Here is a 21,293-nt window from a genome sequence, read left to right on the forward strand (position 1 = left end):
GGCAACTCTGGAGACGCGCATCATGCTATCTCGTTTATTAAAAGCAAAAATCCATCGTTGTGTTGTAACACAAGCAGAACTACATTATGAAGGCTCTTGTGCAATCGACGGTATTCTCTTGGATTTGGCTGGTATTCGTGAATATGAAGAAATTCATATGTGGAACGTGACCAATGGTAAACGTTTTACAACTTATGCGATTCGTGGTGAAGAAGGCTCAGGCATTATTTCTGTCAATGGTGGTGCTGCACTTCAAGCTGATGTGGGTGATTTAATGATTATTGCAACCTTTGGTGACTTTACCAACGCTGAAGCAGATGCGCATAAACCTCGCCTTGTTTATGCAAACCCAGATAATACGGTGAATCACACAGCAAACTGTATCCCTGTTCAAGTTGCTTAAGCAACAACAGAGCATTAAGAACCCGCACAATAATGCGGGTTTTTTTTTGCCCAACCAACTTATAACGCTTTATTTGCTGGACTAAATCCATCTCGCCAATATTGTTTATTTTCGCAGTCCAAATCTTGTAACTGCGCTCCTCTTAGAGATGCAAGGATTGTATTACCCTGTTGATCAACTTTAAATTCTGCATACTGCGCAGCTTGATAACATTTCCCTAAACCTTCAGCGAACAAGAAACTTTTTGATGCTGGATATAATGATGTATATCGATTATCTGGGTTTTTTAATATTAACCGAGTAGTTTTTACATTTTTCGGCGGATCAAAATAAGTATGAATCACTCGACGCTGTTGATCTAATTCTACAAAGGTCAAAACCGAAGAGTTATTTTTTATACGTTCATCATAATAATGCCCTGAAAACACCTGACCGACTGTCTCAGTAGTTTCATTAGTAGGTTTTGTAGGATTCCCAGTTTGAAGTTTTGTGTCCTGAGGCACTAAATAAAGCTGATAGCGAAGTGCCATGTAATCCCCTTGAATAAAGGAACGTGGATCTACAGGCTGTAAACGAACATAGATACTCTGACTATTCTTCAAATGCTGTTCATTCTTAAAAATAATTCCCAGAAAGAGAACTATGCTCATTAAAGCAAGACAAAGAGGAATGATTTTTTTCATGTATTTTCCCTCTCTACTGATTGAAACTTATGTAACACCCAAGTCAATGCCAACAACAATAATCCTGAGCTAAAAATACTTAGACTTTTAATCAGGAAGCTGACATTTAAAGCGTAGTAAATAAACCATAAGGTCAAAGCCAAAGTGACCAAAGCTAATCCGTAGACGATCTTATCGTGTTGTGACAATGCCCATGAAAGTATCGCCATACAGATAAAAATTTCAAAATAACCATAAAATATCAATACTGCAGCAAAAGCCAACAATATGACTTGTGCAACCACGCTAAATTGATTGCGAATCCGCAACATCATAAACAAAGCCAACCATAAAATAGGTAAGCCCAAATTCAGGATAGGAAGATATTTGATTTTTTCTAATTCATATTGCCCAAATAGTGTATAGAAGCCTAAAGATGACAGAATAATCAGTAAATTAGCCAAAGCTAAACTTCGTTGGTATTGACTAGGTTGAACACGCTGTACCCAAATCATTGCCAAATAAAATCCATAACTCAATAAGGTCAAATATGAAAAATTTTCAATGAAACGATGTACGCCAAATAGCGTGCTTAAATCCCAGATCAGTGCAATACCAGATAAGTACAAAACAAAAATTTGAATAAAAATAAAAAACCAATGGCTGCGAATAAAATAACTGAGAGACAGCATAACCAGCTGAATAAAGAAAATAGGAAAGAATTGATCTGTTAATTCAAAGCTATGGAAAATTACAGCATTTTGCCCCGCAATCCATATACAATATGCAAACTGTCTTAAAAATAAAGCGTGTTTATTTTTTAAAATAAAGGCAGCCAGCACCACAAAAACGGCTCCCATAATTAAGGAAAAATTACCCCAAAAAGTCAGCATCAATGATGCCAATACAATACCAGCAATCCATGCGCCTACAGCGATTGGAATGTTATTAAATCTGTTTTGAGGAATAAACTTAATCAATAAAACAGTAATCAGTGCAAACCATGCAAAAACCAGTAATGCGATTAAAAATAAACCGAGCACCTCTGATTCTCGAAAAAAGCCATTCATCCACTTGAAAATCACCAGTGTAAAAGTAATCCCCAAACCAACGGCTGAAAGTACACTACACAGTTGATCTTTTTTTCGATAAAAATAAATAAATGCGACAGAAAGCAGAAAAAAAGACGAAATCAAATAGGCGATTTTGACGTTTAATAAGGTAAAAATCATAGCTGTGGCATATGCTAACTCACCATCACCATATAAAAATAAACCCATATGCCAAATCGAAAGAATGCTAAACCCTAAGATAAAGAGATAACGTAATTTTTGATAATAACGAAGACAAAAATAAAACTGAAACAATAAAAGAAGATTTAAACTAAAAATGAATGTGACAGGATATTCATCAGCCCAAAATGTTTGTTTAAAAAACAAAAATAAAGTGAGTTGGCTAGTGATACACAGTAAGGTAAAAATACCAATATTGTGACGATATAACCAAGGAAGCAATAAAATAGACCAGATCAAAAACAGTAAATAACTGTCCGCTCCCGTTTGGTAAATTTGACCGATGACCGCCAAACTTAAACCGATCATTAAGCCACTAATCGTATGTAAACATTGCACTAAATAATCATGTCGAACAAAGAACAGACTTGAGCATGCACTCAACAATAATAAGACTTGCGGAATTGCCAACTGCAAAGCTTGTGGCAACATAAACCAATTCGCTGCGGTTAAATACAAAATACTGACAGCAATGAGCGTAAATCCCAAAACCTGCAAATGTTGAACGAAATGATCATTCCGCCATGAATATATATCTTGCTGTATATTAATCAATGCACTCCCCCCTACTTATTGTTTGTTGTTTATGAATATCACTATGAAGATAGATACTGTTGAATAATGTATAAATTTGATTATTTTCTATAGCAAATATTGTTCTAACCATAGTACTCATCATTCTAAAAAAAAGCATCCATTCCAAGAAAAACTGGCTATAATGACTTTACATCGCTTCAGGGCGGGGTGTAATTCCCCACCGGTGGTAAATTGGACTGATTTTTAATCATGAACCAAAAGCCCACGAGCCTATCACTTGAAATCAGTGATTCGCAGATTTGGTGAAATACCAAAGCCGACGGTATAGTCCGGATGAAAGAAGACGACGTCACAGCTTAAAAATTTCAATATTCGTTATTGGAAAATGTTTTGTAACGCCACTATTTCAAATGTCCTGAAATGTTCAACCGTATTTTCACTTTTACGAGAGCGTTTCAATGTCTAGTTTAATTCAACCTGAAATTTTCTTTTCTGCATTATCTCCAGCAGAACAACGTATCCAGCAAGCTTTAGAAGATATGCGCCAAGGCAAACCTGTTTTGGTCATGGACGATTTTGATCGTGAAAACGAAGCTGATCTAATTGTTGCTGCGGAAACACTCAATGTTGAAACCATGGCGCGTATGATTCGTGATGGTTCTGGTATTGTCTGTTTGACACTTACCGATGAACTCGCTGACCATCTTGAATTACCACCTATGGTACAAGACAATTCGAGTCAATTTAAAACAGCATTTACCGTGACCATTGAAGCTGCCCAAGGGGTTACAACAGGCGTTTCAGCAAAAGATCGTACCACTACGATTCATGCTGCTATTAAAACTGGTGCTGTAGCAAGTGACTTAAACCGTCCTGGTCATGTTTTCCCATTACGTGGTCGTGCTGGTGGCGTATTAACACGTCGTGGTCATACAGAGGGTTCAATTGATTTGGCTCGTATGGCAGGTTTAAAACCAGCGGGTGTGCTTTGTGAAATCACCAATCCTGATGGAACAATGGCAGCTGGTATTCAAGTGCTTGCTTATGCGCAGACACACCATTTAACCGTCATTACCATCGAAGAATTGGTGCAGTACCGCCTCAAACACAATATTTAAAAATCTAGTTCACAATTTAGATTGTGGTGCTTCATAATAAAATCCCAATTCAAATGGTTGAATTGGGATTTTTTGTCGCTTTAATTTATTTTTAAAATATGTATTTTTGTTAAGATCTAAACATCTTCCAAATGCAAAATACTCTGTCGAATACCATCTGCGCGTAACCATGCAAAATCATAACTTGCTGTTGCCAAAGCCAAAACACGACGCTCAAACTCATCCCATAAAGGTTTCACTTGTTTCGACTGAATCCCCAAACCACTTTCTTCTGCCAAATGCTTATTTTTTTCACAAAGTTTTAAGGCATGATAAAGCTTGCGACCTTTTGATGCCGAATCCAGTACACGAATACGCTTGCCTTGAATAAAGCCTTCTATATGTCTTAAATCTGCAAGTGGAAGCATTGGAACCAAAATTTGATCTAACTGCGCATCTAAGCGTTTCCAAACCGCCAAACGTTGATCTGAATTATAAGTGTTCCATTGAATGACTTCGTGATTAAAGCGGCGACAGCCACGACACACAGAATCACCAAATACCGTTGAGCAACGACCAGCGCATGGTGTTAAAGTTGGTATTCGACGCTCATTACTCAAAATAGACTCCTTACATCCACAAAACCACACGGATTTTTAGCATAAAATATCATTTCGCAATACTATATATTGTATATAAATTATTTTAAAGCACTAGATTTAGTATAAAAAACCATATTTTTCTCATGGAATAAAAAAGCACTACAAACACTAGGGTTTTCTCGCATATTCTTGCAAATCACGTTAAAATAGCCGCCTTTAATTTTGTCCTATTTTATATTTGGAGTACTCCATGAACGCTACTGTAGAACAGCTTGCACCTGTAGAACAGCAAGCGACCTCTGGTTGGGTTGTTGCCGCACTTTATCAATTCAAAGAAGTTCAATATCCTGCTGATCTTCAACAACGTCTCTTAGACTTGGTAAAAACAATCAACCTTTGTGGTACTCTTATTGTAGCGAATGAAGGAATCAACGGAACAGTGGCAGGTGATCGCCAAGCAATTGATACGATTCATCAATTCTTGTTAGATCAAGGCTTCAGCACAATGGAATACAAAGAATCTCATAGTGCCGAAAAACCGTTCCGAAAAATGAAAATTAAACTTAAAAAAGAAATTGTAACACTCGGCGTTGAAGTCAAACCACGTGATCTGGTAGGTCACTATTTAGACCCTAAAGAATGGAACGAATTGATTGCTCGTGATGACGTCATTTTAATTGATACACGCAATGATTACGAGTACAAAGCAGGTACATTCAAAGGTGCCATAGATCCAAAGACAGAGACTTTCCGAGAGTTTCCAGACTATGTAAAAAAAGAGTTAGAACAGCATAAAGACAAAAAAATTGCGATGTTCTGTACAGGTGGTATTCGTTGTGAAAAATCGACTTCTTTACTTTTACAAGAAGGTTTTAACGAGGTATATCATCTTAAAGGCGGTATTTTAAAATATCTTGAAGAAACCCCTGCTGATGAAAGCATGTGGGAAGGTGAATGCTTCGTATTTGATGGACGTACTGCGGTCACGCATGGCATGCAAGAAGGTGAAAATATTAAATGTCACGCTTGCGGTTGGCCATTGATTCCAGAAGAAGTTGCTCTTCCAAGTTATGAACATGGTGTTTCTTGTAAATATTGTATTGATAAAACAACCGAGCAACAAAAAGAAGGTTTCCGTATGCGCCAATCTCAAATTGTTGCGGCAAAGCGCAAACGCCTTTAATTCTACAGATCCGATAAAAAGCCGTAGTTCATCCACTACGGCTTTTTACTGTAATACCCATTGCATGCTCAATATCAGATTCAAAATTAATAAAACAAAGAATTTTTCTAAAGTGTTTAGTCATTCAATCAAAACGTTTTAAAGCACAACAAATCCCTACTATATTTTCTAAAATGTACACAATACTATGTTGATAACTGCCTATTTTTATATACAAAATGACTGATTGGATTATTGCGATCATGGAGCAATTGGGTTACTTCGGTATTGCTCTGCTCATGTTTTTAGACAATGTTTTCCCCCCTATTCCCTCTGAAATTATTATGCCATCTGCAGGCTTTACCGCATCTCAAGGACAATTGCTGTTATCGGGTGTAATTATTGCAGGAAGTATAGGCTCACTTGTTGCAGCAGCATTGTTGTACTGGGTTGGGCGTAAGATTCCCAACCAAAAAATTTTTGAATGGGTAGATCGCTACGGAAAATATCTTTTTATCAAAACAGAAGATGTTAAAAAAGCTTTAGATTGGTTTGAGAAATATGGTCACAATGTGGTCTTTTTTGGGCGAATGATTCCAGCTGTACGCTCTTTGATTAGTATTCCAGCAGGAATGAGTCATATGCCCTTTTGGAAATTTATGCTGTATAGCAGCTTAGGAACAGTCATCTGGACCAGCTTTCTTGCCGCAGTCGGCTATTACTTTGGAAACAATACTGCATTAATGCAAAAAATTTTCAGTCAAGTGAGCTATGTCATTATTTTCATCGTCTTTATTTTCATTGCTTATTGGGTGTATCGAAGATTCAAAAAAGCCAAGTCAATGTAATCAAAAGCATCCCCCTGAAAATTTTAAAGCTGAAAGCTGATGGATAGGTCATCACGAAGCTGATCCCCGTCCATTTAATTGCATGAGATCACCGAGTTTTCTATTTTGAAAATATACAACAGCCACTAACAATAAAATTCATCATCCCCTTTATTCATTATCGAATGTCATAAAATAGTCGAATTCAATGTTAAAATAAAATTTCTATATTTCCTGCTAAAAATTTTTCCCACTTCACTTTGTCTCATCATATTTATGCATATGATTTACTCATTTGATCTCAAGATTTATAGCAACAACAAAGATAAATTTAGCAATTGGTAAATAAACTTGAAGAAATTCAACCACTCTTAAATATATTCCAAAAACTCATGTATACCCAAAAAATATTCTCGATTTATTTTATATCAAATATATGAAAAATATACACAATAATTTATTTTTAAAAAAAGGAATGCATGAGTGAATGAAATGATTGCTGTCATCTTAATCACTTGTTTGGCTGTCATTAGCCCAGGTGCTGACTTTGCCATTGTAACCCGTAATAGTTATCTATATGGTCGTCAAATTGGACTCAGTACAGCATTGGGAATTGCAGGCGGTGTGTGGATACATGTGGCTTATAGTCTGCTTGGACTCGGTTTTTTAAAAAACCATATGCCTTATCTCCTACAAACGATTCAATATGTTGGCGCAGCTTATTTGATTTACTTGGGATACAAAACGTTCACCCAAAACAAAGTACAGTTAAATGAAAATGGTGTGGGTATCACTGCTTGGCAAGCATTTCGACATGGTTTTTTAACCAATAGTCTGAACCCCAAAACAACCCTATTTGTCGTCAGTTTATTTGCGCAATTGATTACTACAGCTGGGAATTCCACACTAAAATTAGTGTCATACGGCGCTTTCATTTCAATCAGCCATTTTATTTGGTTCGCACTCATTGCACTATTTTGTGCACATCCCACAATCCGCAATAAAATTTTAGACAATGAAATTATCATCAATCGAATTATTGGGGTTTTACTGTTTATTTTAGGGTGCAGCTTACTTTTCGCGAAGTTCTAAATTTCGAAATATCATGCTGTTATTTTTAATCTTTGAGGAAATTGGTAAATTTTAAATTCCTTAAAGCTTATTTGTGTGTGAACAATAGAGCTCTTTTATACATCAGAAAACGATCATATTGAACGAATCAAATGGATACTGAAAGTGCCCTCTTTCCTTCAACAAAAGGCAAAGCTGAGGGGATTTTTGTCGATTTATAGTTTATAAAGAACTTATGAAAGAAGCCCGATTGAATTTGGGTTGAGTTCAACCTGTTTCATTTGCAAGATTGATTATGTAATAAATCTCATTTAAAATTTTTGAGTGCAAATTTTAATCACTTACAACCCCATGCACATATATCACTAAATGAAGAATATAACAGGTACTTAATACATGAATAACTTACTGACACTCAATGACATGCTTACCCCAAAAATTGTCACTGTTTTATATTGGCTCGGATTAATCGGTGTCGTGATTGCTGCTTTAACCACATTGTTTGGGTTTGGTTATGGCGCATACTCAGGATTCTTTAGTCGCTTGTTCTCTGCCATATTGATTATTGTGTTTGGTGGCTTGGCTGTTCGAGTTTACTCAGAACTGCTGATTGTGATTTTCAAAATTCATGAAAATTTAAAGAAAATTGCAGATCGCCAACCTTAATATCAAAATAGGATGTAAATAAGAAAATATTATTCAGATTTATATGATCAAGATCAAGCCTCTTGGTATTGGTGTTGTTATCGCAGATAGCAAAACAAAAAAAAGCCTGCTTTCACTGGAGAAAGCAGGCTTTTTATCTGAGTCGATTAGTTTGGTGTATGGTACATCAAGTAAATTTCATTCAGATTTTCAGGAATTTCTTCGGCGATCTCATCCATCAATTGACCATTACGGCGGAATGATTCCATTTGAGGATCTTCATCATCTACACCACTAAACACCATCATTGGCAGTGTTAGATCTACAATTTGCTCTTCATATTCTGGTGCAAACCAAGCATCTTCATTCAGGAACATTGCGTCTACGAAACCAACACTCCAATCTCCTAAACTAGACTCTACGTCTGCTTCTTCAATTTCAAAAGGAAACTCAATTCCTTCTTCGTTGGCTAAGTTCTGACGAATCGCTTCAAGCCATGCTTTGATTTGTGCAATAATTTCAGCAGGAACTTTCTTTTGATTGTTATCAAACAACTCATCTAGCCATTGATCAAAACGAGGACCAACTGCAGTTGCACATAAGAAACCATGAGTCGCTGCGAAATCTAGACCAAATTCATTTTGGTCACCATCTAGATAATCGCTCAGTAGGTCTAAATCTAAAGCACTCATTTTGTTTCCAATAAACTTTGATCAGCTTTAAGCATAGCATTTTCCAAGGCTATGCCCAATGAATTTTTAATCTTCATCATCAAAATCATCGTCGTCATCAATGTCATAATCAAAATCTTTTAAATCTTTCTCTAAACGACGCTGTGCAAGTAAATCATCGATCAAACGTCGCTTTTCTAAAGATTCTTTGGCGCTAATTTTGCTTGATGACTCATCAAAACTAACATCATCATCACCGTAGTTATCATCTAGTTCAAAATCTGTAGAAGACACTAAAACTACCTCATAATGAAAAAAAGTGAATGGGTCTAGGCGCTATTTATCTGTCTTCAGAAAACTTGTCAAGTTTTTTTTATTTTTTTTGTATTTATAGACCAAATTAGGCTTTTTTTAAGCCCTATTTTATGTAATGATATAATCCACCCTGCGTCTTGTTGTTTTTCGATAAATTTGAACAAAAAACGCACGGGATGATCTTGAAAATAACAATTTCAGCCCCCACCTAATTGATTGAATTTGAATTCTAAATATTCTATCAGACCGTTTTAACTGGTTTTCTGATGGGATAGCTGAGCTATTCACATCTATAAATTAACAGATTGTGCTATTATGCACGGTTTTTCACTGCCACAGATTCAACGAGAAGAGAGTAAAGATGAGCGAAATGCATTCCCCTACTTCACAAGTAGCGGCTCTTATTAGCCGAGGCAAAGAACAAGGTTACTTAACCTACGCTGAGGTTAACGATCATCTCCCAGACTCAATCACAGAAAGCGAACAGATTGAAGACATTATTCAAATGCTTCAAGACGTGGGTATTCCTGTACACGAACGCGCACCAGAAACTGATGATGCAATGTTTGATGGGAATAGCGAAGCTGGCGATGAAGTTGCAGAAGAAGAAGCTGCTGCTGTACTTGCCTCTGTAGAAAATGAACCTGGTCGTACCACTGACCCTGTACGTATGTATATGCGTGAAATGGGTACTGTTGAACTTCTTACACGTGAAGGCGAGATTAGTATCGCTAAACGTATTGAAGAAGGTATTCGTGACGTTTTACATTCAATCGCTTACTGGCCAAATGCTGTAGAAGTTGTACTACAAGAATACAAAGATTATGAAGCTGGTGAACGTCGCCTTGCTGATATTCTTTCAGGTTATTTAGATCCTGAAACAGATGAAGCAATTCCTGAAGTATTAGAAGACGAATCAGAAGATTTAGATGAAGATGAAACTAGTTCATCAACTAAACCTGCCAAAGACGTTAAATTGGATGATGATGACGAAGATGAAGAGTCAGAAAGTGATGATGATTCTGAAGGTGAGTCTGGTCCAGATCCTGAAATCGCCAAAGTTCGTTTCGATGAATTAGAAGCGGTTTGGAATGCAGCGAAAGAAACGATTGCTCAACATGGTCGCAACAGCGCTCAAGGTGTTGAAGCGATGGAAGCGCTTGCAACTGTATTTATGATGTTCAAATTCACTCCACGTTTGTTTGACATTATTTCTGAAATGATTCGTGGTACACACGAGCAAATTCGTACTTCTGAACGTGAAGTGATGCGTTATGCAGTTCGTCGTGGACGTATGGACCGTACGCAATTCCGTACATCATTCCCAGGTCAAGAATCAAATCCAGCATGGTTGGACGAGCAGATTGCTAAAGCACCAGCGGAGATGAAAGGCTATTTAGAAAAAGTTCGCCCAGATGTATTGGCATTTCAACAAAAAATTGCAGACATCGAAAAAGAACTTAATCTAAACGTGAAAGAAATTAAAGATATTTCTAAACGTATGGCGATTGGTGAAGCGAAAGCTCGTCGTGCCAAAAAAGAAATGGTGGAAGCAAACTTACGTTTGGTAATTTCGATTGCGAAAAAATATACCAACCGTGGTCTACAATTCCTCGACTTGATTCAAGAAGGTAATATTGGCTTGATGAAAGCAGTAGACAAGTTTGAATATCGTCGTGGTTATAAATTCTCGACCTATGCAACTTGGTGGATTCGTCAGGCGATTACTCGTTCTATTGCTGACCAAGCACGTACAATTCGTATTCCAGTCCACATGATCGAAACAATTAACAAGATCAACCGCGTATCTCGTCAATTGCTTCAAGAAATGGGGCGTGAACCAACACCTGAAGAATTGGGTGAACGTTTAGAGATGGACGAAGTTAAAGTTCGTAAAGTGCTCAAAATCGCCAAAGAACCGATTTCTATGGAAACGCCGATTGGTGATGATGAAGATTCGCATCTTGGAGATTTCATTGAAGACAGCAACATCACCTCACCTGTTGATGCTGCAACTTCAGAAGGCTTAAAAGAAGCAACGCGTGAAGTGCTTGAAAACTTGACTGAACGTGAAGCCAAAGTGTTGAAAATGCGTTTTGGTATTGATATGCCAACAGACCATACTTTGGAAGAAGTTGGCAAACAATTTGACGTGACACGTGAACGTATCCGTCAGATTGAAGCAAAAGCATTACGTAAACTTCGTCATCCTTCACGTTCTGAGCATTTGCGTTCATTCCTTGAAAATGACTAATTTCCATGCTTAATCTATGAATACTTTTGGGACTTGAAAATTAATCGAGTAACCCCATTAAGTATTTAAGAGAAACACAATGCCTGCACTGTTGCAGGCATTGTTGATAAATTAGAGGTGAAAAAATGTTAGACCGCACTCCATCTCGCGAATTACAAGAACATCTTTGGGTTTTTCCAATGGATTACCCAATCAAATTGATTGGTAATGCGGGTGAAGAATTACGTGGTGCTGTCGTCGAAATTTTGGTTAAACATTTTCCAGAGTTTGATGAAACAACGCTAGTTGTACAACCATCACGTACAGGTAAATATCATTCAATTACTGCTCAATTGCGTTTTGATGAGCTTGAACAAGTTCATGCGTTATATGCTGACCTTGCAGCTTGCGAACATATTCGTACAGCATTGTAATTTTGCAATAAATAAGGAACACGCCTATATGGCGTGTTTTTTTATGCCAGCTCAGCCCCACCTCAATCTTAATTACCCTGTTATTTTTAAACCGATAACAACTGTTTTCACCTTTAGTCGTCAATTTCCTTATAATTAACCAACTCCCCTATTTTCAAGGACACATGATAGTGAGTGATGCTGTTCTAAAACCCAAACTGATTATTCGCCAATATCAAGATTTGACATCCTACTCAAATCGTTTTCAAGAAATGAAATCTTTTACTGAGCAACGTGATGAACATTCACCTGATCAGCTTTGGATTCTACAACATCCTGATGTACTCACTCAGGGACAAGCGGGTAAACCAGAACACATCTTAATGCATACCGATATTCCAGTGGTGCAATCTGATCGTGGAGGGCAAGTCACTTGGCATGGTCCTGGTCAAATGGTGATTTATTTTATGTTTGACTTGAATCGCTTGAAATGGAATGTCCGCACACTCGTGACTTATGCAGAAAATCTCATGATAGATTTACTCAAGAAATATCAAGTTGAAGCATATGCCAAACCCGATGCGCCAGGGGTATATGTCAATGAACGTAAAATTGGTTCTTTAGGTTTTAAAATCCGTAGAGGTCGTAGCTATCACGGTTTAGCTTTAAATATTGACTGTAATTTAGAGGGTTTCCACACCATCAACCCTTGTGGATATTCAGGTTTAGAAATGGTACGGGTTTGTGATTTAGTCCAAAATTATCCAGATTACAACCAATTGTCTCAAGATGTGGTTGAGTATTTTCAACAAAGCAATTACTTTAGTGAGATTGAGGTCATTGACAAAAACTCAAATGACGATCAAGTCACATGCAAATAAATCACTTTCTTTTTCTCTAAAAACAAATTAGAGTAATTACTCTAAAACAAAATACAACTGCATAAAGGGACAAGCGAGTGATTTCAAGTAAATCTATCAAACCCGCTTTAGAACAAGCTTACGTCAAACTCATGATGGATGTGATTGGCAGAGGTTTAGTAATGGCGAGTCAAGTTGATGATGAAATTAAACATGAAGTATCTGTACTCCCTGTTGGTTTTACATTATCGATGAAAGTTTTTCCAAATGGCGCTTCATTTATTGCCAAGGTGAATCAAAAGCAACAGCTTGAATTGGTTAAGTCATTAGACCATAAACCTGATCTTTCAATTATTTTTAAGCATGTTCATCACGCATTCTTGGTGTTTTCATTCCAAGAAAGTACAGCACAAGCTTTTGCCAATGATCGCATGATTGCAGATGGTGACGTGTCTTATGCGATTCGTTTAGTGCGTTGCCTAAACAAAATGGAAGCATTGATCTTACCAAAACTCGTCGCGGAACTTGCAGTAAAGGAATACCCTTCAGAGTTAACCTTAAAAGAAAAATTAGCTGGTGCTGCGAATATTTATCTCAAAGTTGCCCAATCATATTTAAAAGGGAGTGCTTAACCCATGGCTAAACCATATTACGAATTTTTCTGTCCTGTAAAAGTGATTGCTGGTCATGCTGCACTCGAACATATTCCATTTGAACTGGCAGCATTAGGCGCTAAACGCCCGATGATCATTACTGACAAAGGTGTTCGCGCAAATCAGCTTTTAGCACCAATTGAAGCCGCATTTGAATCCACTGACATTGAAATTGGCGTAATCTTTGATGACGTTCCGCCAGACTCTAGCCTAGAAACTGTGCGTGCAGCGGCTCAAGCTTATCGCGAAAATAATTGTGATGCGATCATTGCAGTTGGTGGTGGTTCAGTCATTGACACGTCTAAGACAGCCAATATTCTGGTATCTGAAGGCGGTGATGATTTACTAAAATACTCAGGTGCACATAACCTGCCTCGCCCACTTAAACCTTTTTTCGTGATTCCGACGACATCTGGTACGGGTTCAGAGGTAACATTGGCAGCTGTTGTCTCAGATAACCAAAAAAATGTAAAACTGGCTTTCGCCTCAAACTACTTAATGCCACATGCTGCCATTCTTGATCCGAGAATGACACAAACGTTGCCACCGCATTTGACAGCAATGACGGCAATGGATGCAATGACACATGCGATTGAAGCATATACATGTATTGCCGCCAATCCGATTTCTGATGCTTATGCCACTGCAGCAATCAAAAAAATCAGCAAGAGCTTATTTGATGTGCTCGACAATCCAAGTGATGCCAATGGACGCCTAGAACTTGCACAAGCATCTACGATGGCTGGAATCGCATTTTCGAATTCTATGGTCGGGATTGTTCACTCATTGGGTCATGCTTTAGGTGCAGTTGCTCACTTACCACATGGTTTATGTATGAACTTGTTCCTTCCTTATGTATTGGAATATAACAAGGACGTAAATGGCAATAAAATTGCAGATTTATTATTGCCACTTGCTGGTGCAGATATTTATGCACAAACACCTGCCAATCAACGTGCTGATAAAGCAATTGAAATGTTAATGACTATGCGTGATCACATTAACAGTCTGACTAAATTGCCACGTACGCTCAGTGAAACAGGTAAAGTCACGCAAGCTCAGTTCGATGAAATCGCTGAAAAAGCTTTAAATGACGGATCAATTATTTTCAACCCGAAAGAAGCAACATTTAAAGATTTAAAATCTATCTTAGAAAAAGCTTGGTAATTGTTTAAAATTAAGACAATATACGCTTATGAACTGGCCTGATGTTTTTCTAAACATCGGGCTTTTATCTTGCAGAATGGTCAGTCAGCTATTTTTTAATCAAGATGGCATGTTTTCTGCTAAAAAAGCAAACAAAGTTACTGACAAAGGCGACCTTTTTAGAGTAGATTGGCGCACTTTTGTTTTATTCTTAGGGGGGATCGTTCGTCTCAAACGATCCTTATTCAATATGACTGATCCTTGATCAACGATTAAGAGGATAACGCCGTTGACAGATATCACTGGGACCCAATCCACAGCCAAATTGAAAAAAAATCTTGTGTTGTGGCATATTATCATTATTGGTCTAGCGTATATTCAGCCACTTACCTTATTTGATACCTTTGGTTTAGTATCAGACGGAAGTCACGGACATGTTCCAACTTCATATATTTTTGCGCTTGTTGCCATTCTTTTAACCTCTATCAGCTATGGTCATATGATTAAGCGTTATCCTTCATCAGGTTCTGCTTATACTTATGCGCAAAAATCAATCCATCCCAACGTCGGCTTTATGGTCGGCTGGTCATCTTGGTTAGATTATTTATTATCACCACTAGTCAATATTATTCTGGCGGATATCTACCTAAGGGCTTTATTCCCAGACGTCAATAACTGGATATGGGTTATTGCGTTGACTGCTATTATGACAGTGATTAACTTATTTGGTTCACGTTTTGTTGCACGATTTAATAGCACCATCGTCGTTGTTCAACTGGGTATCATCTTCTATTTTGTCTATGAGGTTTATATTTTACTGACTCAAGGCGTTTATGCAGATGGCACATTAAATCCTGACAAAGCAGAATTATGGTCACTTGCTCCTTTTTGGAGTGAAATGACAACCATTGGTGCATTAATTGGTGGTGCAACGATTCTGTGTTTCTCATTCACTGGTTTTGATGCACTTTCATCACTAGCTGAAGAAACTAAAGATGCTGAAAAAACATTGCCAAAAGCAATTTTTTCAACTGCTTTAATTGCAGGGATCATCTTTATTGTAAGCACTTACTTTATTCAGTTATTTTTCCCAAGTAATGCAACGCTTTATTTCAATCCACTGGATGAGTCTCAGCCTGTAATGTTGGAAGCGCTTGGTAATGCAACGCTTCTCACCGCGATTACGGGAATTGCGTTTAAAAAGCTGGTGCTTTATTTTGCGGTGATTGCGGTACTTGCATCAGGGATTTCAGCGCATGCGGGTGTATCACGTTTGATGTATGTCATGGGACGTGATGGCGTGATCAACAAAAAAGTATTTGGTCATATCAGCCCGAAACTACATACACCGACTTATAATATTTTGATTGTTGGTATTGTTGCACTCTCTGCTGGTTTCTTAGACCTTGAGCATATCGTTAACTTAATTAGTTTTGGTGCTTTGACTGCATTTAGCTTTGTGAATTTCTCCGTGATTTCACGTTACGCACTACGAGATGGCAGAACGAAATCTCTAAAAGAAATCATCAACTATGTGGTTATTCCTTCACTTGGTTTTGCCAGCGTATTTTTAATGTGGCTAGAAATTGATGAAATGGCATTAAAGCTTGGTTTAGCATGGGCTGTACTCGGTGTTGCTTATTTAGCCTATAAAACACGCGGTTTCCGCTATCCAGCCCCACAACATAATGAACATGAATAATCTATGATTTGAAAAGTTCTAGAACAACACAGGCGCTGAGTGCGCCTTTGTTGTTTTCATAGATTCAAGCAATGCTTTTAAAACATGGATCATGAATTATGCAATAAATTTGTCAGTGATGGCTTGGATACGTTTTGCGTAGGCTTTTGCTGTTTCCAAATCGCCACTTGGAATTTCCTCAACACTGGCATCAGATGGCGATTGAACCAATAAGCCCACAGAACCACCTAAATTATTCACATCCTGACGTGTTGCATCTTTGGTATTTGCTGGCAATAAACCTAGGCTCACCCATATACCGCCATGTTGAGATGCAAGTGTTTGCAATGAAATCAAGGTCACTTGCTTATCACCATTTAAACTTGCGCTGTTGGTAAAGCCACCGAAGATCTTGTCAGTCCAAGCACGTGTAAACCAACGCTTTGAAGATGTATCAGCAAACTTTTTAAATTGCCACGGCGCATTTGCCATATAAGTGGGTGCACCAAATACAATTGCATCAGCAGCATCTAAAGTGTCCCAATCTTGATCTTGGATGTTTCCATCTTGATCAATTTGGATCAATGTTGCATCAATTTCAGCCGCGAAAGTTTCTGCAATCACTTTAGTATGACCATAACCTGAATAATAAACGACAGCAATTTTTGACATGTTAAGTCCTCGTGTATACGTTACTTTTGAATTAAAAATCTAATATTTGATATAACTAGGTAATGTTGCGGTTAAACCTTTTTTGAGTACTTGCGTGGATGCTCCCACCAGTACTTCAAATGCATTGTTTTCAATTCCCTCAAATACCTGTTGCGCAACAGTTGATGGAGAAATTTTAGGAATATCGAGTGTTTGGGTTAAGTCTGTATCAATGAATCCCACATGTACGCCCATCACATGCACATTAAACTTAGATAACCATTGACGTGTTGAATTGGTAAATGACCAAGCTGCAGCTTTAGAAATTGCATAACTAGCCAAAAGTGTGCTTGGCTCCCAAGACACATCAGAAAGAATATTGACGATATAACTTTCAGATTTGTTTTCTAAAATGGGAGAAAAATACTGCGTTGTATGGACCACACCATATAAATTGGTCTCTAAAATAGTTTGAGTTGTTGCCACTATATTGGCTTCAACAGGACTTTGATTAAGACGAGCAATACCTGCATTGTTCACCAAAATATTAACGTCACCACATTGCGCTACTGCATTTTGAATAGAAATAGGATCTGTTACATCCGCAATAACTGGAATAATGCCCTGTTGATTAAAATCAGCAATATTACGCATTCCTGCATATACTTTTTGAGCACCACGTCGTACCGCTTCTTGTGCCAATGCCAAACCTAAACCACGATTTGCACCTGTTATAAAAATGACTGCATCTGAAACTTTCATTGCAACAATATCCATTCATACCCTATGGTCAGTCAAAACAACTGACTTAGTGATGCGATGTTTCAACTCAATAAATTTATGATATACTTTTGAAATCTAGTATCAATTAGTTACTACTTGGTAACTGGTCAATTTTTTGTTCTAAAATGCCTACACAGAGGTTGATTTTATGACTAATGCATTCAATTTTAATATTTTTCATCCTGATTGCCCGGCACGATCTTTTTTTGAAAAATTTGCAGATAAATGGATTTTATTGATTATTTATCAACTCGATCAGCACTCACAGCACTTCAATGAACTCAAAAAAAACTTGATGGGCATCTCTCCCAAAGTGCTTTCTCAGAAATTAAAAATTCTTGAAAGAGATGGCTTTATTTCTCGTACTATTCATGAAAATAATGTCATTCGAGTTAAATATGCTTTAACAACACTGGGACATGAATTTGCCCAAACCGCACTATCATTTAAAATCTGGGCAGAAGGAAATATGCAACATGTGATACGCGCGCAGAGGCAATTTGATTTAGTTCAAGCAAAAACTGAGCCAGCGATAATATAAGTCACTTATATTGCAAAAACAGACATGATGCACTTAAATACCACCAATATATCCCTAAGCTGCATCATCGCGGGAACATAACCTAAATAGAATTCCAACATTACAGACTGAATGGAATAACAACAATGAAGATTATATTTTTCTCTATCTTGATCACGATGAGCAATCTCACTTTTGCATCTTATGAAAACTCATGTGATCTTATTGTTAAACTTTTAGAAAATACTTCAACGCGTACACTTTACATCAATAGAGATGGACTTGGTGAAATAGAGGAAACATCAATGCATATCAAAGGTGTTGTCAAAAAAGCGCAAGCAGCTGGGCGTGCGGATCAAGGCTGCCAACACTATATTGGTCAAGTTATAGAAGAGAATTTAACAAATTATCCAAATCGCTCAGAACTTAAAAAGGGAGAGAAAATTAAACTGAATATCTTAATCACAGATTACAAAGGAATGTCTAAATCTGAAACTATCACCTATTTAGAAACAAATAAATAAATCTCCAAAAGCTTCTCATAATTTGTATAAAAGCATAAAGTTTATTGGATATGAGTGATTGAAATCGAATCACTTGTATGGATAATCAGGCGGTTTGACTATAGCAATTAAAATCAATCAAACGAAAAGATACTTTTAAAATGAGAAAATTATGAAAATAGTATTGCTATTGATGTTGAGCATAATCACTCATAGTACATATGCTTCTTACATCAACTCTTGCGATTTAGTGGTGAAACTTTTAGAAGATACTACAGTAAAATCTTTTCAAGTCTACAAAGAAGGCTTCATTCCCAATGTGGATGAAAAACATCTTATTTCCTTTAAAGGTCTTGTTAAAAAAGCAAGTGTGGCAGATCGTGCAGACAGCGATTGTCAACACTATATGGGCACAGTCTTGAAAAATAGTTTTTTCTATCCCCATGCATCTTTTAAGGCAAAGAAAGGGCAAAAGATTAAAATAAATGTGCTAATCAAAGATTTTAGAGAAACCTCTAAATCCGATCAGGTAACATATTCAATTTTAATCACATTACTCGAACCAAAAAGTAAAACAAAGATTATCTTTTGATAAGCCCTCTATAGAACAAGTAAAATTTCACTGAAGCTCTTTAAAATCTTGCTGACGCCATGCTTCATAAAGAATCACCGCAGTTGCATTAGATAAATTTAAACTGCGTGAATTCGGTGCCATAGGTAAACGAATCCAATGTTGCTGAGGAAACATCATTCTGACATCTTCAGGTAAACCACGTGTTTCTGGTCCCATTAGCAAAGCAACAGGACGATTTAAATCCGAGGTATGTGGTGTCTCAGTGCCTTTGGTTGTCAAAGGATAAATCGCATCAAGGTCAATCCCTTGATCCTTTAAATGAACCAAACATTCTGCAAAGTTTTCCCAAACTTTCATATGTGCCCATTCATGATAATCCAAACCAGCACGACGCAACTTCTTATCATCTAGTTCAAAACCCAAAGGTTTGACAAGATGTAATTGTGCACCAGTATTGGCGCATAAACGAATGATATTCCCTGTATTTGCAGGAATTTCAGGTTCGTATAAAACAACATGAATCACGGGAGATCTCTACTTTTCAAAATCCAACCTAAATACCTAAAAAAGAGAATAACTCTTTCATCAACAAAAGATTAGAAAGATTCTATTGCCACTGTAACTGTTCACGCAAACGTACCACTTCACCGATAATGGTCAAAGTAGGCGCTTGTATATGGTTTTCTTCAACTTTTGATGCAATGTCGGCCAAAGTTCCCACCACGACTTTTTGATCAGGTGTCGTACCTTTAGAAATTAAAGCCACTGGCATATTTGGACGTTGACCATGTGCAATCAAATTTTCACAAATTTTTTCCAATCCAACCAAGCCCATATATAAAACCAGTGTTTGATTTTCATAGACCAACTCACGCCATGGTAACTCAGGTGAACCTTCTTTGAGATGCCCTGTCAAAAACCGCACACTCTGTGCATAATCTCGGTGTGTCAGTGGAATTCCTGCATAAGCAGAACACCCCGATGCTGCTGTTACACCAGGTACGACCTGAAAGGCTATATTTGCAGCGAAAAGCTCTTGGATTTCTTCACCACCACGCCCAAAAATAAATGGATCACCACCTTTCAAACGGCATACACGCTTACCTTCAGCAGCATATTTGACCAGCAAAGCGTTGATTCCATCTTGAGGTACTGAATGATTTGATCGTGCTTTACCGACATATATCTTTTCAGCATCACGGCGACATAACTCTAATATGGGCGGTGAAACCAAGCGGTCGTAAATAATCACATCTGCTTGTTGCATGAGTCTCAATGCTTTTAATGTTAAAAGCTCAGGATCACCTGGTCCTGCTCCGACCAAATACACTTCACCTTTTGGCTTTTGCCATTTACCCAAGGCTTGCTCAATCAGGCGATCTGCCTCGATCAAGTTGTCATTAAACACCTGCTCTTTTAAAGGGCTGGCATATAAGTCTTCCCAAAAAATACGACGCTCATCTGGATTGATGATCTGTTCTTTCACTGCTTTACGCCATTTTCCAGAAAAATCAGCAAGCTTCCCCATCCCATGTGGAATAGCAGCTTCAAGTTGAGTGCGAATTTGTCTGGAAAGAACTGGAGAAGCACCATTAGTCGCAATTGAAATAACCAACGGTGAGCGATCAATAATGGCAGGCACCATAAAACGACAATGCGGAGGATCATCTACACTATTGACCAATATATTGAGATCTTCACAACGCTCAAAAACAGCTTGGTTTACAGCTTTATCATTGGTTGCCGCAATCACCAAGCGATAATGACTTAGGCTGAGTTGTACATTAAATTTTTCTGGATAATATTGCCCATGCGTCGAATGTACAAGCGCTAAAAGCTCTGCTTCTATGTCAGGGGCAATCACATAAATAACTGCACCTGATTTAGCCAATAATACCGCTTTGCGGTAGGCAATATGCCCACCACCAACAATCAGACAAGGTTGCCCTTGCAATTTTAATGAAATTGGGAAAATTTCCACAGTGTTCCTCA

Annotated in this window: 24 protein-coding genes and 1 riboswitch; of the genes, 15 read left to right on the forward strand and 9 right to left on the reverse strand. The window is 37.6% G+C overall.

Annotation, left to right across the window (positions count from 1 at the left end; translation table 11 throughout):
- The first annotated feature begins 22 nt into the window (after positions 1 to 22).
- A complete protein-coding gene (gene panD / locus ACINWC743_RS11795; RefSeq protein WP_004722504.1) occupies positions 23 to 403 on the forward strand; it encodes an aspartate 1-decarboxylase in 381 nt (126 codons plus the stop codon).
- Between the two features lie 59 nt (positions 404 to 462).
- On the opposite strand, the gene ACINWC743_RS11800 is transcribed toward panD, so the two are convergent.
- Complete coding sequence (locus ACINWC743_RS11800; protein WP_009585632.1) at positions 463 to 1,086, reverse strand: GDYXXLXY domain-containing protein; 624 nt, start codon at positions 1,084 to 1,086, stop codon at positions 463 to 465.
- Complete coding sequence (locus ACINWC743_RS11805) at positions 1,083 to 2,912, reverse strand: DUF2157 domain-containing protein (RefSeq protein WP_009585636.1); 1,830 nt, start codon at positions 2,910 to 2,912, stop codon at positions 1,083 to 1,085. The genes ACINWC743_RS11800 and ACINWC743_RS11805 overlap by 4 nt, the downstream gene beginning before the upstream one ends.
- 172 nt (positions 2,913 to 3,084) lie before the next feature.
- Positions 3,085 to 3,243, forward strand: a riboswitch (FMN riboswitch).
- Between the two features lie 109 nt (positions 3,244 to 3,352).
- Between ACINWC743_RS11805 and ribB the strand changes: the two genes are divergently transcribed.
- Positions 3,353 to 4,012 carry a 3,4-dihydroxy-2-butanone-4-phosphate synthase gene (gene ribB, locus ACINWC743_RS11810; RefSeq protein WP_004828260.1) on the forward strand — a complete coding sequence of 220 codons (660 nt, stop codon included), beginning with the start codon at positions 3,353 to 3,355 and terminating at the stop codon, positions 4,010 to 4,012.
- 116 nt (positions 4,013 to 4,128) lie between these two features.
- Here the strand turns inward: ribB and ACINWC743_RS11815 are convergent, their stop codons facing one another.
- Complete coding sequence (locus tag ACINWC743_RS11815; RefSeq protein WP_004828258.1) at positions 4,129 to 4,611, reverse strand: DUF1289 domain-containing protein; 483 nt, start codon at positions 4,609 to 4,611, stop codon at positions 4,129 to 4,131.
- A 232-nt stretch (positions 4,612 to 4,843) separates the two neighbouring features.
- On the opposite strand from ACINWC743_RS11815, the gene ACINWC743_RS11820 reads away from it, so the two are divergent.
- From ACINWC743_RS11820 to ACINWC743_RS11835, 4 genes are all read left to right on the forward strand, one after another.
- Complete coding sequence (locus ACINWC743_RS11820) at positions 4,844 to 5,776, forward strand: rhodanese-related sulfurtransferase (RefSeq protein WP_009585631.1); 933 nt, start codon at positions 4,844 to 4,846, stop codon at positions 5,774 to 5,776.
- Positions 5,777 to 6,018: 242 nt separating this feature from the next.
- A complete protein-coding gene (locus ACINWC743_RS11825; RefSeq protein WP_009585586.1) occupies positions 6,019 to 6,603 on the forward strand; it encodes a DedA family protein in 585 nt (194 codons plus the stop codon).
- A gap of 462 nt (positions 6,604 to 7,065) precedes the next feature.
- A complete protein-coding gene (locus ACINWC743_RS11830) occupies positions 7,066 to 7,674 on the forward strand; it encodes a LysE family translocator (protein WP_009585622.1) in 609 nt (202 codons plus the stop codon).
- A gap of 375 nt (positions 7,675 to 8,049) precedes the next feature.
- Complete coding sequence (locus ACINWC743_RS11835; RefSeq protein WP_005030747.1) at positions 8,050 to 8,319, forward strand: DUF4282 domain-containing protein; 270 nt, start codon at positions 8,050 to 8,052, stop codon at positions 8,317 to 8,319.
- A gap of 146 nt (positions 8,320 to 8,465) precedes the next feature.
- Here the strand turns inward: ACINWC743_RS11835 and ACINWC743_RS11840 are convergent, their stop codons facing one another.
- Entirely contained in the window at positions 8,466 to 8,990 is a 525-nt protein-coding gene (locus tag ACINWC743_RS11840; RefSeq protein WP_005030750.1) for a YecA family protein, read from the reverse strand.
- A 66-nt stretch (positions 8,991 to 9,056) separates the two neighbouring features.
- The gene (locus ACINWC743_RS11845; RefSeq protein ID WP_004722524.1) at positions 9,057 to 9,263 is read right to left on the reverse strand and encodes a PA3496 family putative envelope integrity protein; all 207 of its coding nucleotides are present in this window, start codon (positions 9,261 to 9,263) and stop codon (positions 9,057 to 9,059) included.
- 328 nt (positions 9,264 to 9,591) lie between these two features.
- Here ACINWC743_RS11845 and rpoD point away from each other — a divergent pair, with 328 nt between their 5' ends.
- From rpoD to ACINWC743_RS11880, 6 genes are all read left to right on the forward strand, one after another.
- Entirely contained in the window at positions 9,592 to 11,538 is a 1,947-nt protein-coding gene (rpoD, locus tag ACINWC743_RS11850; RefSeq protein ID WP_257790587.1) for an RNA polymerase sigma factor RpoD, read from the forward strand.
- Positions 11,539 to 11,663: 125 nt separating this feature from the next.
- Positions 11,664 to 11,951, forward strand: coding sequence for a YbeD family protein (locus ACINWC743_RS11855; protein ID WP_005030752.1), 288 nt, complete (start codon positions 11,664 to 11,666; stop codon positions 11,949 to 11,951).
- Positions 11,952 to 12,121: 170 nt separating this feature from the next.
- Positions 12,122 to 12,811 (forward strand): lipoyl(octanoyl) transferase LipB, encoded by a 690-nt coding sequence (lipB, locus tag ACINWC743_RS11860; RefSeq protein WP_009585580.1) that lies wholly within the window; start codon positions 12,122 to 12,124, stop codon positions 12,809 to 12,811.
- Positions 12,812 to 12,888: 77 nt separating this feature from the next.
- A complete protein-coding gene (locus ACINWC743_RS11865) occupies positions 12,889 to 13,422 on the forward strand; it encodes a hypothetical protein (protein ID WP_004828241.1) in 534 nt (177 codons plus the stop codon).
- A gap of 3 nt (positions 13,423 to 13,425) precedes the next feature.
- Complete coding sequence (locus ACINWC743_RS11870) at positions 13,426 to 14,610, forward strand: iron-containing alcohol dehydrogenase (protein WP_009585601.1); 1,185 nt, start codon at positions 13,426 to 13,428, stop codon at positions 14,608 to 14,610.
- A gap of 268 nt (positions 14,611 to 14,878) precedes the next feature.
- Complete coding sequence (locus ACINWC743_RS11880; protein ID WP_009585641.1) at positions 14,879 to 16,291, forward strand: APC family permease; 1,413 nt, start codon at positions 14,879 to 14,881, stop codon at positions 16,289 to 16,291.
- Positions 16,292 to 16,387: 96 nt separating this feature from the next.
- Here ACINWC743_RS11880 and ACINWC743_RS11885 read toward each other — a convergent pair whose 3' ends face one another.
- Both ACINWC743_RS11885 and ACINWC743_RS11890 read right to left on the reverse strand, forming a co-directional pair.
- Positions 16,388 to 16,942 (reverse strand): flavodoxin family protein, encoded by a 555-nt coding sequence (locus ACINWC743_RS11885; RefSeq protein ID WP_009585627.1) that lies wholly within the window; start codon positions 16,940 to 16,942, stop codon positions 16,388 to 16,390.
- 39 nt (positions 16,943 to 16,981) lie between these two features.
- Positions 16,982 to 17,698, reverse strand: a complete 717-nt coding sequence (locus ACINWC743_RS11890; RefSeq protein ID WP_009585642.1) for an SDR family NAD(P)-dependent oxidoreductase — start codon at positions 17,696 to 17,698, stop codon at positions 16,982 to 16,984.
- Between the two features lie 154 nt (positions 17,699 to 17,852).
- Here ACINWC743_RS11890 and ACINWC743_RS11895 point away from each other — a divergent pair, with 154 nt between their 5' ends.
- The 3 genes from ACINWC743_RS11895 (at position 17,853) to ACINWC743_RS11905 (ending at position 19,319) form a co-directional block, all read left to right on the forward strand.
- Entirely contained in the window at positions 17,853 to 18,245 is a 393-nt protein-coding gene (locus ACINWC743_RS11895) for a winged helix-turn-helix transcriptional regulator (RefSeq protein WP_009585611.1), read from the forward strand.
- 125 nt (positions 18,246 to 18,370) lie between these two features.
- Positions 18,371 to 18,748 (forward strand): hypothetical protein, encoded by a 378-nt coding sequence (locus tag ACINWC743_RS11900; RefSeq protein ID WP_009585615.1) that lies wholly within the window; start codon positions 18,371 to 18,373, stop codon positions 18,746 to 18,748.
- Positions 18,749 to 18,899: 151 nt separating this feature from the next.
- On the forward strand, positions 18,900 to 19,319 hold the full coding sequence (locus ACINWC743_RS11905) for a hypothetical protein (protein ID WP_009585577.1): 420 nt from the start codon (positions 18,900 to 18,902) through the stop codon (positions 19,317 to 19,319).
- 27 nt (positions 19,320 to 19,346) lie between these two features.
- Here ACINWC743_RS11905 and ACINWC743_RS11910 read toward each other — a convergent pair whose 3' ends face one another.
- Entirely contained in the window at positions 19,347 to 19,826 is a 480-nt protein-coding gene (locus ACINWC743_RS11910; protein ID WP_004828225.1) for a tRNA (cytidine(34)-2'-O)-methyltransferase, read from the reverse strand.
- A gap of 82 nt (positions 19,827 to 19,908) precedes the next feature.
- On the reverse strand, positions 19,909 to 21,282 hold the full coding sequence (gene cysG, locus ACINWC743_RS11915) for a siroheme synthase CysG (RefSeq protein WP_009585568.1): 1,374 nt from the start codon (positions 21,280 to 21,282) through the stop codon (positions 19,909 to 19,911).
- Positions 21,283 to 21,293 lie beyond the last annotated feature (11 nt).

The sequence above is a fragment of the Acinetobacter sp. WC-743 genome (genome assembly GCF_000335555.1).
Taxonomy (GTDB): domain Bacteria; phylum Pseudomonadota; class Gammaproteobacteria; order Pseudomonadales; family Moraxellaceae; genus Acinetobacter; species Acinetobacter bereziniae.